This window comes from Corallococcus sp. AB045, from assembly GCF_003668895.1.
Lineage (GTDB): Bacteria > Myxococcota > Myxococcia > Myxococcales > Myxococcaceae > Corallococcus > Corallococcus coralloides.
In genome coordinates this window covers 1-13,521 of sequence record NZ_RAWN01000017.1, presented here as the reverse complement: position 1 = coordinate 13,521, position 13,521 = coordinate 1, and the positions used below count along the sequence as shown (strand labels likewise).

The following is a 13,521-nucleotide window of genomic DNA, read 5'->3' as shown; positions in this document are numbered from 1 at the left end:
ACATTCCATCTCAGCGTTTCATCTTCGAGAAGGGATTGTTGAACGGCTCCGGCTTCTTCTGCGCCGGAGCCTGCGTCGCGGGCTTTTGCGGCGGCTGCGCTCTGCCGTGCCGTTCCGTCATTCGCTCCTGCACGGATGCCGGCCTTCCGGACGGCTGCTGCGCCCCACCCTCCAGCACCGCCCGCACGGACAACGCCAACCGCTTGCGCGCCAGGTCCACGGTCAGGACCTTCACCGTCAGCCGGTCGCCCACCTTGGCGACCTCCGACGGGTCCTTGATGAAGCGCGCCGCCAACTGCGACACGTGCACCAGGCCGTCCTGATGCACGCCCACGTCCACGAACGCTCCAAACGCCGTCACGTTCGTCACCACGCCCTGCAACACCATCCCCTCCTTCACGTCCTCCAGCGTGCGCAGGTCATCCCGCGTCGCATGCGCCGTGAAGTCGCCGCGCGGGTCGCGGCTCGGCTTCTCCAGCTCCGACAGGATGTCCTTCAGCGTCAGCTCTCCCAGCTCCGGCCCCAGGTAGCGCTTCGCTTCAATCTGGCGCACCAGCGACGCGTTCCCCACCAGCGACGCCACGTCCACGCCCAGGTCCTTCGCCATCCGCTCCACGACCGTGTAGCGCTCCGGGTGCACCGCGCTCGAATCCAATGGCTCCGGCCCTCGCACCCGCAGGAAGCCCGCCGCCTGTTCGAACGTCTTCGGCCCCAGGCCGCTCACCTTGAGCAGCTCCCGCCGCGTGGTGAAGCGCCCCTTCGCCGCCCGGTGCGCCACCAGCTTCTTCGCCAGCGACGGCCCCACGCCGGACACGTGCTCCAAGAGCTGCGGTGACGCCGTGTTCACGTCCACGCCCACCGCGTTCACGCACGAGTCCACCACCTCGCCCAGCTTCTTCTTCAGCAGGCCCTGGTCCACGTCGTGCTGGTACTGCCCCACCCCGATGCTCTTCGGGTCGATCTTCACCAGCTCCGCCAGCGGATCCTGCAAGCGCCGCCCAATGGACACCGCCCCGCGCAGCGACACGTCCATCTCCGGGAACTCCTCCCGCGCCACCTCCGACGCGGAGTAGATGGACGCGCCCTGCTCGCTCACCGACACCACGGGGACCTGCACGCCCATCGCCTTCAGCGTGTCGCGCGTGAAGACCTCCGCCTCCCGGCTGCCCGTGCCATTCCCCACGGCGATCAGCTCCGGCTTGTGCTTGCGAACCACCGCCTCCAGCAGCTTCGCCGCACGCGCCCGCTCGTCCGCGCTCCGCTCCGAATAGAGCGTCGTCGTCTCCGCCACCGTCCCCGTCGCGTCCAGCATCACCAGCTTGATGCCCGTGCGCAGCCCCGGGTCCAACGCCAGCACCGCCCGAGCCCCGGCAGGCGCCGCCAAGAGCAGGTGCCGCAGGTTCTCCCCAAACACCCCAATGGCGCCCTTGTCCGCGCGCTCCTTCAACTCCCCGCGCAGCTCCGACTCCAGCGACGGCCCCATCAGCCGGTCCCACCCATCCTCCACCGCCGCGCGCAGCTCGCCCGCGAACAGCGACTGCGGCCGGGTCACCACGCGCCCGGTGAAGAGCCCCTTCACTTCATCGTCCGGCAGGCCCAGCTTCACCTTCAGCACGCCCTCCTCCTCACCGCGCAAGAGCGCCAGCACGCGGTGGGACGGGGCCTGGGACAGCGGCTCCTCGTGGCCGTAGTAGTTCTCGAACTTGGTCGTCTCGCCCTTCTTCGCGGGCACCACGTCCGAGCGCAGCGAGCCCCGACGCGCGCAGATGTCGCGGGCCTCGCGGCGCAGCCTGGCGTCCTCCGCCACCCGCTCCGCGCAGATGTCCCGCGCTCCCGCCAGCGCCTGCGCCACGTCCGCCACGCCCTTGTCCGCGCTCACGTAGGGCTTCACCCGCGCGTCCAGGCTCTCCCCGCGCTGGCCCTCCTGCTTCCACACCAGGTCCGCCAGCGGCTCCAGCCCCTTCTCCCGGGCGATGGCCGCGCGCGTGCGGCGCTTGGGCTTGTACGGCAGGTACAGGTCCTCCAGCTCCGCGCGCGTGCGCGCCGCCTGGAGCGCCTTCTTCAGCTCCGGCGTCAGCTTCCCCTGCTCCTCGATGCTGCGCAGGATGGTGTCGCGCCGCCCGTCCAGCTCCGCGCGCTCCGTGGCCTTGTCCAGGATGGACTGGATTTGGACCTCATCCAGCCCCCCCGTGGCCTCCTTGCGGTAGCGCGCGATGAAGGGGACCGTGCCTCCCTCTTCGTGCAGTGCGAGGGTCCGGTCCACCTGCTCCGGCTTGATGCCCAGCTCCTGGGCCAACGCGGCGGCATAGACGTGCATGGCGCCCGTCTATACCTCGGTCCGCCCGCGCCTCCCAGAGACGCGCCGCTCGCCTACTGCCGCACCAGACGGATGACGTCCAACGCCACGTTGTAGCCCGTGCTCGCCGCGTTCTTCCCAACAGTCGTGAACGTGAACGCCTGGGGCTCCAGGTCCGTGAACGTCACCGTCCCCAGCTCCACCTCCACGAACTGCGTGGTGGCGGAGTACTCGTCCCGCGTCCCGCCCACCGCCACCCCGTTCACGTCCAGCCGGTATTGCCCCCGCCCGTTGTTGCGCTTGGTCCGCACCCGCACCGCGAACGTGCCCACCGTGCGCGGATAGAGCGTGTACGTCACCTTCGCGCCCACCGCGTTCGTGTTGTGGTAGCGCACCCCGCCCAGCTCCGGCCCCGCCTCCACGCCGGTGGACGACGGGTCCGGGGTGCTCGTCGGCTTCAGGTTCTCCGCCTGGTACACCAGCACCCGCGCGTCGTGCTCCACCGCGCGCCCCAGACGGCGCTGCACCTGGTCCACGTAGAGCGACTGCGGCACCAGCTCGTTCCCGGACTGCGCCACCTCCACCAGGTCCGCGGGGGCCGTCTTCGTCGTCACCACCGCGTTCACCTCCGTCGCGCTGCCGCGCATCCCGATCACGTACCCCTGCCCGTACTGCTGCGAGCGCACCACGCTGTTCCCCCCATACGGCGGCGGCTTCGCCCCGTTGGTGTTCCAGAACACGCTCTCCGTCGTGGTGACGCCGTGGCTCGTGGTGCCGTAGGGCGAGCGGTCCGCCGCCTCGAAGCGCTCCTGGTACAGCGTGGTGTTGTCCACCAGGTTCGCCGCGCTCAGGTGCATGTGGAAGTCGGACACCTTCTCGCCGTTGGACACGCGGTTGTTGAACAGCACGTTGCCGGTGGTGTGCATGGAGCGGAAGTCGAAGTTGTGCCGCCCGCCGTACGCCACGCTGTCCTTCACCAGGCTGTCGCTGCCCCGGATGGAATACAGGTACCCGTTTCCGCCACCGCCCTTGTACTGGGGCTTGTTGATTTCACACCCCTCCACCGTGACGTTGCGCGCGTAGTTCAAGTCGATGCCGTTGGACAGCACGTGCACGTCCTGCGTGTTGGACGGCGGCCGGTAGGAACTGACGCCGCGCACCCAGCCGTCCACCACGTGGTTCATCAAGAGCGCCGTGGACTCGTGCACCTGGTACGCGCCCGTGCCCTGCACCGTGTAGTCCTCCTCGGCCAGGCCCGGCGTGGGGTTCTCCCGCATGCCGATGGCCAGGTGCTCCACGCCCACCTCCGACAGGTGCGCGGGCACGCGGTACACCCGCGCCGCGTCGCGCATCAGCAACCCCTGTCGCAGCGGGATGTCCAGCGTCAGCATCCGCGTGGCCTCGTCCACCGCCACCACCTGCCGGTAGAAGGACGGGCCGGGCAGCGACGTCCACTCCGTGCCCATGTTCAGCTCCCCGCTGCGCGTCGCCGTCAGGTCCGCCCGCACCACCACCCAGGTGCCCACGGTGTAGCCGGACACGCTCGCCACCTGGATGCGCGTCGCCTGATTGGGCGCGTCCTGCGTCAGCGCCACCGACGCCGTCGAAGCCGACGTCCAGGACACCGTCGTGTCGCGCGGGCCCACCTGCACCACGCGCTTGCTGCGCATGTCCGTGGCGGAGTTGTAGAGGAACGTGGACGTCGCGCCCTGCCCGCGCAGCACCACGTTGCTGTACCGGATGAGCAGCGCGTACGGCTTGCCCGCGGGCGGCGCCACCCGGTACGTGCCACGAGGCAGGTACACCACCCCACCGCCCGCCACCGCCCCCGCGTCATCGAGCGCCTGCTGCAACACCGCCGTCACGTCCGACGCCCCCGTGTTGTCCGCGAAGTACGGCGCCTGCGTCACGTCCAGCACCCGGTCCGTCCGCACCGGCGGCTCCACCTGCCGCATCCGGTAGCCCGCGTAGGAGAAGTCATGCAGGAACCGCGACGGGTTGCCCGGCTGCGAGTACCCGGGCGTCCACGTCGACGGATACAGCACGCTCCGCCACGGCGCCGCCTCCGCTACTCCCACCGCCACGATCAGCCCCGCTCCCAGCAGTCCCTGCCATCCCTTGCGCGCGCCCACGATGTGCTCCTTCCCGGTGTCGGGTCCGGCCTCCCCTCATGGGGAACCGCGCTCAAGGAAAACAGAATAAACAAGAAAAAACCAAAAGACCCGTCCCTGTCAGGATTGGGGGGTGGCTCTCCATGAGCGCCCGGGTCAGAATCCGCGCTCGTAGCTTTTCGTCCACGGCCCATCCCGCTGGCGGCAAAGACAGCCCTGCCCCGCCAACGCATCACCGCCTGTCATTGCTCTTCATGCGCCTCGCACGTTCCTCCTGGCTCTGCCTCCTTCTTGTCCTGACCGCGGCCTGCAACGGCTCCGGCGAATCCCCACTGCCGCCGCCCGACGCAGGACCGTCCGTGGGCCGGATCTCGGGGCAGGTCGCGCTCGACGACGCGGCCCCTCCGGAGGGAATCACGGTCACCGTGACGGACACCGAGCTCACGGCGACGACCGACACGGAGGGCCGGTTCACGCTGGAGGGCGTCTCGCCGGGCGCCCATACCCTGGTCGTAACGAAGCCCCGCTACCGTGAAGCAAGTGAAGCCGTGGAGGTGAAGGCGCGTCAGACCGCGTCCGCGACGCTCACACTCCAGCGCGAGCGAGGCGGCCTCACGGGCACCGTCCAGTTGGAAGGGGGCGCCAGCGCGGAGGGCATCACCGTCGCGCTGACGGGCACCTCGCACCAGACCCAGGCGGACGCGCAGGGCCACTTCGTCTTCACGGGGCTGCCCACGGGCTCGTACACCGTGCAGGCGCTGAAGGAGACGTATGCGCCGGCCCAGGAGACGGTAGAGGTGGCAGTGGACGCCCAGGCCTCCGTCACCCTGTCCCTCCAGCGCGAGCGTGGGACGGTGGCCGGGACCCTGCAGTTGGAGGGCGGAGCCAGCGCCGGGGACATCGCGGTGCAACTCGTCGGAACGGAGCACTCCACGGTCACGGACGCGGAGGGCCGCTTCACGTTCACCGGAGTCCTCACGGGCATGTACACCCTGCGCGTGCGTCGCGATGGTTATGATCCGTATCAGCAGACGCTGGAGGTGCGCGCGAACGAGCAGACGTCCATCTCCCAGACGCTGACCCGCGAGCGCGGCACCGTGGTCGGACTGCTCCAGCTGGAAGGCGGAGGGAGCGCCGCGGACATCGCGGTGCAACTCGTCGGCACGAGCCACGCCACGGTCACGGACGCGGAGGGCCGCTTCAAGTTCACCGGGGTCCTCACGGGCACGTACACCCTGCGGGCCTCGCGCGAGGGTTACGCCCAGTACGAGCAACAGGTGGAGGTGCGCGCGAACGCGCAGTCCTCCGTCTCCCAGACGCTGACCCGCGAGCGCGGCACCGTGGCGGGGACCATCCTCCTGGAGGGCGGCGTCGGCGTCGCGAACATCGAAGTCGCGCTCGTGGACACGGACTTCATCACCCAGACGAACGACCAGGGCGCTTTCGCCCTCACGGGAATCCCCACGGGCACGTACACCCTGCGCGCGCGGCGCGACACCTATGTCCCGTACGAACAGCAGGTGGTGGTGCGCACGAACGCGCAGACGTCCGTCTCCGGGCTCCTCTACCGGGAGCGCGGTGGCATCACCGGACGTGTCGTGCTGGAGGACGGCGAGAGCGCCGAGGGCCTCACGGTCGTGGCCGACGGCCCGGAGCGGATGGGCACGACGACGGACGCGGAGGGCCGCTTCTCCATGCCCGAGCTGCTCGCCGGGGCCTATACGGTGTCCGCCTCCAAGGACCACTACGTCAGCCCGGAGGTCTCCGTGGAGGTCCGCGTGGACGAGCCGGCGACGGTCGAGCTCACCCTCACCCGGCAGGGGGCACCCACCGTCGTCGTGCCCAAGCTGGCGGTCCAGCGCGGCCACCTGGAGCTGACCGGCTCCGGCTTCGGAGCGCAGCGCGGCGAGTCCCACGTGTCGGTGGGCGGCGTCGAAGTGTCCGACTACTTCTTCTGGTCCGATACCCAGGTGGTGGTGCGCGTCCCCGCGAACGTCAGCCCGGGCCCGCGCGACGTCGTCCTGACGCCCGGCCCGGCCTGGCGGCCCGCCGCCACGGTGTCCCTGCACGTCGTGCGGCAGCAGACCCTGGCCGCCTCCATTGACGACTGGAATCTGGGCATCACGCCGGATGACACCGTCACCGGATGGGGCCCCAGGCTCCACAGCCCCCCGGTGGGCCTGTCGGACGTGGTCAGCGTGGCCGTGGGCTCCGCCTTCGCCGTGGCCCTCAAGGCTGACGGCACGGTCGTGGAGTGGGGTGACCTGAGCGGCTCCCGCGCGCCGGTCCCCGCGGACCTGTCGGACGTCGTCGCCATCTCGGCGGCCTCGAACATCGCGGCGGCGCTGCGGCGGGATGGAACGGTCGTCGCCTGGGGCGGCTTCGAATACGACCGGACGAAGGTCCCCCCGGGACTCCAGGACGTCATCTCCCTCTCCGTTTCCACGTACTTCTCGCTGGCGCTCAAGGCGGACGGCACCGTCGTCACCTGGGGACGCAATGACTCCGGACAAACGAGCCTTCCTCCGGCGGACCTGTCCGGCGTGACGGCCATCGGGGGCAACACCTTCGGCAGCGCCGCGATCCTGTCGGATGGCACCCTGCGGGGCTGGGACTTCGGCGCCAGCCACAACGGCTATGAGAACGTCACGGACCCGGTCGGCTTCATCGACGTGCGCGGCGGTTACGATGTCCTCGTGGCCCTCCGGCAGGACGGGACCCTGCGCGCCTGGGGACGCGATGACTACGGGCAGGCGAGCCCGCCCGCGACGCTGACGGGCGTCGCGGACGCGATGCCCATGGGAATCTTCGACGGCGTCGCCCTGCTACAGGACGGAACCCTCACGACGTGGGGCGCGTCGGTGCAGTTCCGGCTCCCTCCGGCGGGGCTCATCCTGCGGGTCGCCCCGCGCTGAAAGAGCCCACGGGCAACGCATGAAAAAGGGCCGCGCGGGGAATGTCCCCACGCGGCCCTTCGCTTCACCTCGAGACGGTCCGGCTCAGACCGGCTGGATGTCGCTGTTCTTCACGCGGAAGGTCTTCGCCGTGAACTTCGCCTCCAGCTCGCTGTCCGCGCGCTTGGAGTAGTCCTTGGCCACCTCTCCGGCGGGGATGAGGTGGAAGGTGGCGAGCGTCTCATCCGCCTTCACCTCCACCAGCACGAAGCCGTGCGAGTCCGCGTCCGCGAAGCGCAGGCCCGGGTTGGACGCCTGGAGCGTCTTCTCCATCTCCACGACGGCGTGCTGGTACACCGGCGCCCCCGTGGCGTAGCCCGCGCCAATCAGCGCCAGGCTGGCCAGGCTCTTGATGGAGCCGGAGGTGATGGCCGGCGCCGTCAGCGTGGGCACGCCCTCCTCCACCGACGCGAACGACGCGTGGATGTCCCCGGAGATGAACAGCGTGTTCGTCACGCCCGCCTTGAGCGCCTTGAGCATCGCCTTCTTCTTCGTGGGGAAGCCGTCCCACTGGTCCACGCTGAAGTAGAAGCGCTGGCGCAGCGTCGGGTCGCTGATGTCCGCCTGCTGGCGGAAGTCCCAGATGAGCGCCGACAGCGACGTGGAGCTCACCACCATCTTCCAGGTGTTCTGCGCCGTGGCGAGGGTCTCCTGGAACCACGCCTCCTGGTCCGGGCCGAACACGTCCTCGCTCTGGCCGGCGGTCATCTTGTACTTCACCGCCGCGAACAGGTCGAAGGTGTCCTTCACCACCACGTAGCGCGAGCCCTGGATGTTGAAGAGCGCCGCCTTGCCCATGTGCGCGTACGCCAGGCCCCGGGGCTTGTCCGCGGGCGCAATCACCAGGTCCTTGTTCACCGCCGCCAGCACCTGGTTCACGTAGTAGAGCGCCACCGGACCGGCCACCCACTTGCCGGCCTTCTGCGCGGCCTCCGCGTCCGTCAGGCCCGCCGCCTTCGCCTGGTTCAGGTACACGCCCTGGAGCACCTGCTTCTGGGCCGCGTACGCCGCGTCGTCGATGTTCACGTACGCGAACGTGTCCGCCTGGAACATCTGCTTCACCGCGTCCGGCTGGTCCTGGAGCGCCGCGCCCAGCAGCGTCGCGTCCAACGCCACGGTGCCCGGGTAGCCGTCCTCCGGGATGAGGTGGTCCGGCCGGTAGCTGCGGTAGTCCGTCACCAGCAGCTTCAGGTGCTTGCCGTACTCGAAGTCACGGTAGATGCGCGAGTTGGGGAAGCGCGGCTCGCTGCCCACGTCGATGGCGCCCGCGGCCGACTGCGCCGTGTCCAGCGGGATGTACTCCAGGAAGGCCTGCTCCGCGTTGAGCTTGCGGGTGAGCTGCGTCTCGTCCCGCTTGCCATCCTCGTACGTGGCCACGTCCTGCCAGCAGTCGTCAGAGAACTCGTGGTCGTCCCAGACGATGATGAACGGGTAGCGCTCGTGCACCGCCTGCAGCTGCTTGTCCGTGCGGGTCGTCTTGTAGAGGTCGCGGTAGTTGGACAGCGAGTTCGCCGCGAGGAACGAGGTGAGGCCCGCGCCCTGCGGGAGCGCCTCGTCTGGTGCGCTGAAGCGCATGGCCCGGCCGCCGCCGCCAGACTGGAAGGACGTGTCGCCCGTCGTCTCGTAGACGTAGTCGCCCAGGAACACGACGAAGTCCAGGTCCGCGTCCAGCTGCAACAGCCGCTGCCAGGCGTTGTAGTAGCGGCCAATGAAGTCCTGGCAGCTGGCGAAGACGAACTTCACCGGCACGTCATCCCCCGCCGCGGGCGCGGTGCGCGTGCGCCCGGTGCGCGTGGTGTGCTTCTGGCCGTCCTTCTCGTAGGAGAAGCGGTAGTAGTACGTCGTGCGCGCGGACAGCCCGGTGACCTTCACCTTCACCGCGTGGTCATGCTCCGCCAGCGCCGACAGGTCCGTCTTGTCCAGCACCAGCGCCTTGAAGTCCTCCGTCGTGGAGACCTCCAGCCGCAGCGGCAGGTCCGACCCGGCGCGGTCCGTGTCCTCCACGCGCACCCACAGCACCACGCTGTCTGGACGCGGATCCCCCGACGCCAGCGACTGCGGGAAGTAGGGCGAGCCATCCGACGCGTCCGTCGAGTCGTCGGAGCATCCAAAGGTCGTCGTCGCCGCGACAGCAACCACGGCTTGCAGGAACGTGCGGCGTTTGAAGGGGTTGAACAAGGCGATGGACTCCAGCGGGAAGCAGGGGTGAAGGGGCTCCCGGACCGCGAAGTCTAGAGTCGCTCCTCCCTCCACACGAAACATCCCGGCGACAGGCCGGTGATGACCGTGCGCGTCACGCCCCCAATCCCTCTCACGGTGAACAAAAGGGGCCGGCCCCATCACTGGAGACCGGCCCCTTTTCTGCTTCACCCGCCGCGCCGCTCCCCCCGGAGGTGCGCGGCGGTTCATTTTCGCGAAGTGCTTCGCGATTACTTCACGGCCTTCACGCGCGGGCGCTTCTCACCTTCCGGCGGCTCGCTGGGGGCGTCCGCGGCGGGCGCAGCACCCGCGGGCTTGCCGATGCCGTACTTCTCCAGCACCAGCGCTTCGACCTCCTTGTAGGTGTCCGGGTGCTCGCGCAGGTACTCCTTCGCGTTCTCCCGGCCCTGGCCGATGCGCTCTCCCTTGAAGGAGAACCAGCTGCCGCTCTTCTCGATGATGTTGTCGTTGGAGGCGAGGTCGATGAGGTCGCCCTCCTTCGAGATGCCCGCGCCGTACATGATGTCGAACTCCACCTCCTTGAACGGAGGCGCCACCTTGTTCTTCACGACCTTCACGCGGGTGCGGCTGCCCACCACGTTCTCGCCGTTCTTGATGGCGCCCACGCGGCGGATGTCCATGCGCTGCGACGCGTAGAACTTCAGCGCGTTGCCGCCCGTCGTCGTCTCCGGGTTGCCGAACATCACGCCAATCTTCATGCGGATCTGGTTGATGAAGATGACGCACGTCTGGCTCTTGGAGATGGTGCCCGTGAGCTTGCGCAGCGCCTGGCTCATGAGGCGCGCCTGCACGCCCATGTGCGCGTCGCCCATCTCGCCTTCCAGTTCCGCCTTCGGCACGAGCGCGGCCACCGAGTCCACCACCAGCACGTCGATGGCGCCGGAGCGAACGAGCATCTCCGCGATTTCGAGGCCCTGCTCACCGGTGTCCGGCTGGGACAGGAGCAGGTCGTCGGTGCGCACGCCCAGCTTGCGCGCGTAGCCCACGTCCATCGCGTGCTCGGCGTCGATGTAGCCGCACACGCCGCCCTTCTTCTGCGCCTCCGCGACGATGTGGAGGCACAGCGTCGTCTTGCCGGAGGACTCCGGCCCGAAGATCTCGATGATGCGCCCGCGCGGCACGCCGCCCACGCCCAGGGCGATGTCGAGCGAAGTGGACCCCGTCGAAATGGCCTGGACGTCCTTCATCATGGGCTCGTCGTTGCCGAGCCGCATGATGGAACCCTTGCCGAACTGACGCTCCACCGCCGCCAGCGCCAGCTCGATCGCCTTTTCCTTCTCCTGATTCACGGCCATTTCTCGTCGCTCCTTGGAAGAGTGGACCACCCCGGTCCACCTGAACGCGCTTTTAGTACGCGATGGGTAGACCCTAGTCCACCCCTCTGACATCCGTTTTGGGTCCTGGCGGTCAGCTCTTGCGCAGGGCAGCCAGGAAGGCGGCCACCAGCCCGCCCAGTCCGGCCGCCCAACCCGCCGGAACCTCTGGCACCAGCACCATCCCCAACCCGACCCCGGACACCACCGTCAGCAGCGCCAGGGCTCCGCGATACAGGGGAGAGCCCACGGAGGCAACCGTCAGCACGGTCAGGGACAGCAGGGTCAAGAGCCCCTGCAGGATGAGCAGCCCGCCGGGCACGACGACGCCTGTGAGTCCCAGCACCACCTGGAGCGCCAGCGCCCCCAACCCCACCGCCAGGGCCGGGAAGGGCCCCCCCCTGGGAGGCGTCAGCCGCGTGCCCGGGACGGGGGCGTTCGTGAGGTGCTCCAGGTCCTCCGGGCGCACCTCCAGCGCGTAGGGGAAGCCCAGCGACAGCAGGGACTCCACCGCCGTGGCCCGGCAGGAGCGCCCGTCCGAGTCCACCAGCCCGTCCAGGTTGCCCCCCTCCAGCAGCCGGTGGAAGGCGTCCGCCTCCGTCCGGCCCCCGCCCTGAGCCCCCAGCTCCTCCAGGAGCTGGTTGAGGTTCCAGGCCAGGCGCTTCTGTTCGTCCCCTCCCGCGCGCCGGGCCTGCTGCGCCAGCAGGTACATGGGCAGCGGCGAGTCCGTGGGCGGGGTGGGCGTGCCGCCCTGCGCCAGAGGCTCCGACGCAGCCTCCCAGGCCGCCAGGTCCGACGGTGGCTCCGCCTCCTCTCCCAGGTGGGGAGCCGGTGTGCGCGAACGTGGGCGGAAAGCATCGGACACGGTGGCGAAACTGTAACCGGGGCGCGGCGTGGGGTTCAAAGTGGGCGGGCCCGCAACTTCCAGCGGGCAACGGGGTTTCTGGCCTCACGGATGGATTGGGACCCGGACACGCAGGCGATGCTGAAGGTGGCGGCGGGCGACAAGCAGGCCTTCGCCTGGCTCTTCGACCGGCACCACGCGAGCGTGGCGCGCTTCGCGTTCCGCTTCGTGGGGGACGCGGCGCGGGCGGAGGAGCTCACGCAGGACATCTTCGTGAAGCTCTACCGCCACGCGCGCTCCTACAAGCCCACGGCGAAGTTCAAGACGTTCCTCTTCCGGGTGGCGACGAACCACTGCCTCAATGAGATGCGGCGCGGCGAGTACCGCGTGGCGCGCCTCACGGCGGAGGCCCCGGCGGAGGAAGACGTGGGGGCGATGCGGATGCCAGGGCCCGACGGAGACAGGCCTGACCAGGCGTTGAGCGGCCGGGAGCTGGAGGCGGCGGTGGGACTGGCCCTGAAGGATTTGAGCGACCGCGAACGGGCCGCGTTCACCATGTGCCGCTTCGAAGGCATGGCGTACCGGGACATCGCCGAGGCGCTGGAGGCGAGCGAGGCCGCCGTGAAGAGCCTCATCCACCGGGCCACCCTGGCGGTGGCGCGCAGGATTGAAGCGTTGCAGGCGGGCACCGTGCCCGCGAGGAGTCGGGCATGAGCTGTGCGTTCGAAGAAGACCTGACGGCCTGGGTGGACGGGGAGTTGCCGCCCCCGCACCGCGCACGCGTGGAGGCCCACCTGGGCACCTGCGCCGAGTGCCAGGGCACGGAGAGACTGCTGCGCCTCACGGTGGCGCGGATGGCGGAGCTGCCCGCCTTCACGCCCTCTCCGGCCGCCCGGCGCGAGCTGCTGGCGCGGGTGGACGCGCTGCCGCCCACCTGGCGCGAGCGGTTCGCGCACCTCTTGAGGCCCGGCGTGCTCGTGCCCTCCGCGGGCCTGGCCGCCGCGGTGGTGCTGACGCTGCTCGTGGCCGGGCGCACGCGCGTGGAGGCGCCCGCGCTGGAGGAGTGGGACCCGGGCGCGCTGGAGGTGGCGGCGAACCTGGAGCTGGTCGAGGACTACGAAGTGCTGGGGCTCAACAGCTCCGAAGACCTGGAGGTCGTCGAGAACCTCCACGAACTGGGGGTGCCGTGATGCTGGGAAGGATGACCGCCGGAGTGCTGGCCCTGGCGCTGCTCATCGGCGTTCCGGCCCGAGCTGCCAACGCCCCCGCGCCCACCGCCGCGGAGCGCTTCGAGAAGCTCCCACCGGAGCAGAAGGAGTCCCTGCGCGCGAAGCTGCGTGAGTTCAAGGCGATGCCTCCGGAAGAGCAGGCCCGCGTGCGCGCGAACCTCCAGCGCTGGCGGCAGCTGCCTCCGGAGGAGCGCGAGCGGCTGAGGAACAACCTGCGCGACTTCCAGAGGCTGTCGCCCCAGGAGCGGCAGGCGGTGCGTGAGCAGGTGCGCGAATTGCGCGGCCTCACCCTGGAGCGCCGCGCGGAGCTGCGCGAACGGGTGCGCGCCTATCTCAAGGAACACCCGGAGCGCCGCGAGCAGATGCTGGAGAACATGCGCCGCTGGCGGCAGATGTCCCAGGAGCAGCGACAGGAGGCACGCGAGCGGCTGCGCGAAAGGCGGCGCAACAAGTGAGGCCCGCACCCTGTTGGCTGCTGCTGTTCGCGCTCGCGGCGGGTGTGCCCGCGTCCGCCCAGCAGTCCCCGCCGCCCCCGCCGACCGACGAGGTCCCCG

Annotated in this window: 9 protein-coding genes; 4 read left to right on the top strand and 5 right to left on the bottom strand. The window is 69.8% G+C overall.

Going from position 1 to position 13,521, the window contains the following annotated elements; genetic code table 11:
• Positions 1–10 precede the first annotated feature (10 nt).
• Positions 11–2,317 carry a Tex family protein gene (locus D7Y21_RS06440; protein ID WP_121711944.1) on the bottom strand — a complete coding sequence of 769 codons (2,307 nt, stop codon included), beginning with the start codon at positions 2,315–2,317 and terminating at the stop codon, positions 11–13.
• 53 nt (positions 2,318–2,370) lie between these two features.
• Positions 2,371–4,428, bottom strand: a complete 2,058-nt coding sequence (locus tag D7Y21_RS06435) for a right-handed parallel beta-helix repeat-containing protein (RefSeq protein WP_121711942.1) — start codon at positions 4,426–4,428, stop codon at positions 2,371–2,373.
• A 338-nt stretch (positions 4,429–4,766) separates the two neighbouring features.
• Between D7Y21_RS06435 and D7Y21_RS06430 the strand changes: the two genes are divergently transcribed.
• Positions 4,767–7,322, top strand: a complete 2,556-nt coding sequence (locus tag D7Y21_RS06430; RefSeq protein ID WP_158627241.1) for a carboxypeptidase regulatory-like domain-containing protein — start codon at positions 4,767–4,769, stop codon at positions 7,320–7,322.
• Positions 7,323–7,406: 84 nt separating this feature from the next.
• On the opposite strand, the gene D7Y21_RS06425 is transcribed toward D7Y21_RS06430, so the two are convergent.
• The 3 genes from D7Y21_RS06425 to D7Y21_RS06415 form a co-directional block, all read right to left on the bottom strand.
• Positions 7,407–9,623 carry an alkaline phosphatase gene (locus D7Y21_RS06425; RefSeq protein WP_121711938.1) on the bottom strand — a complete coding sequence of 739 codons (2,217 nt, stop codon included), beginning with the start codon at positions 9,621–9,623 and terminating at the stop codon, positions 7,407–7,409.
• A 167-nt stretch (positions 9,624–9,790) separates the two neighbouring features.
• Positions 9,791–10,876: a recombinase RecA gene (gene recA / locus D7Y21_RS06420; protein ID WP_120561791.1), complete on the bottom strand. Its 1,086-nt coding sequence runs from the start codon at positions 10,874–10,876 to the stop codon at positions 9,791–9,793.
• Positions 10,877–10,988: 112 nt separating this feature from the next.
• On the bottom strand, positions 10,989–11,759 hold the full coding sequence (locus tag D7Y21_RS06415) for a hypothetical protein (protein WP_147469200.1): 771 nt from the start codon (positions 11,757–11,759) through the stop codon (positions 10,989–10,991).
• Positions 11,760–11,849: 90 nt separating this feature from the next.
• Here D7Y21_RS06415 and D7Y21_RS06410 point away from each other — a divergent pair, with 90 nt between their 5' ends.
• From D7Y21_RS06410 to D7Y21_RS06400, 3 genes are read left to right on the top strand one after another with little or no spacing between them, the layout of a single operon-like run.
• Positions 11,850–12,452 carry an RNA polymerase sigma factor gene (locus tag D7Y21_RS06410; protein WP_120576842.1) on the top strand — a complete coding sequence of 201 codons (603 nt, stop codon included), beginning with the start codon at positions 11,850–11,852 and terminating at the stop codon, positions 12,450–12,452.
• Positions 12,449–12,928 carry an anti-sigma factor gene (locus D7Y21_RS06405; RefSeq protein ID WP_121711934.1) on the top strand — a complete coding sequence of 160 codons (480 nt, stop codon included), beginning with the start codon at positions 12,449–12,451 and terminating at the stop codon, positions 12,926–12,928. Before D7Y21_RS06410 ends, D7Y21_RS06405 begins: the two co-directional genes overlap by 4 nt.
• Positions 12,928–13,422 carry a DUF3106 domain-containing protein gene (locus D7Y21_RS06400; protein ID WP_121711932.1) on the top strand — a complete coding sequence of 165 codons (495 nt, stop codon included), beginning with the start codon at positions 12,928–12,930 and terminating at the stop codon, positions 13,420–13,422. Before D7Y21_RS06405 ends, D7Y21_RS06400 begins: the two co-directional genes overlap by 1 nt.
• The last annotated feature ends 99 nt before the right edge of the window (positions 13,423–13,521 follow it).

Coding starts and splice junctions, on each gene's coding strand:
- recA (WP_120561791.1), bottom strand. CDS start 10,876: ATGGCCGTGAATCAGGAGAAGGAAAAGGCGATCGAGCTGGCGCTGGCG.
- D7Y21_RS06405 (WP_121711934.1), top strand. CDS start 12,449: ATGAGCTGTGCGTTCGAAGAAGACCTGACGGCCTGGGTGGACGGGGAG.
- D7Y21_RS06410 (WP_120576842.1), top strand. CDS start 11,850: ATGGATTGGGACCCGGACACGCAGGCGATGCTGAAGGTGGCGGCGGGC.
- D7Y21_RS06425 (WP_121711938.1), bottom strand. CDS start 9,623: ATGTTTCGTGTGGAGGGAGGAGCGACTCTAGACTTCGCGGTCCGGGAG.
- D7Y21_RS06400 (WP_121711932.1), top strand. CDS start 12,928: ATGCTGGGAAGGATGACCGCCGGAGTGCTGGCCCTGGCGCTGCTCATC.
- D7Y21_RS06440 (WP_121711944.1), bottom strand. CDS start 2,317: ATGCACGTCTATGCCGCCGCGTTGGCCCAGGAGCTGGGCATCAAGCCG.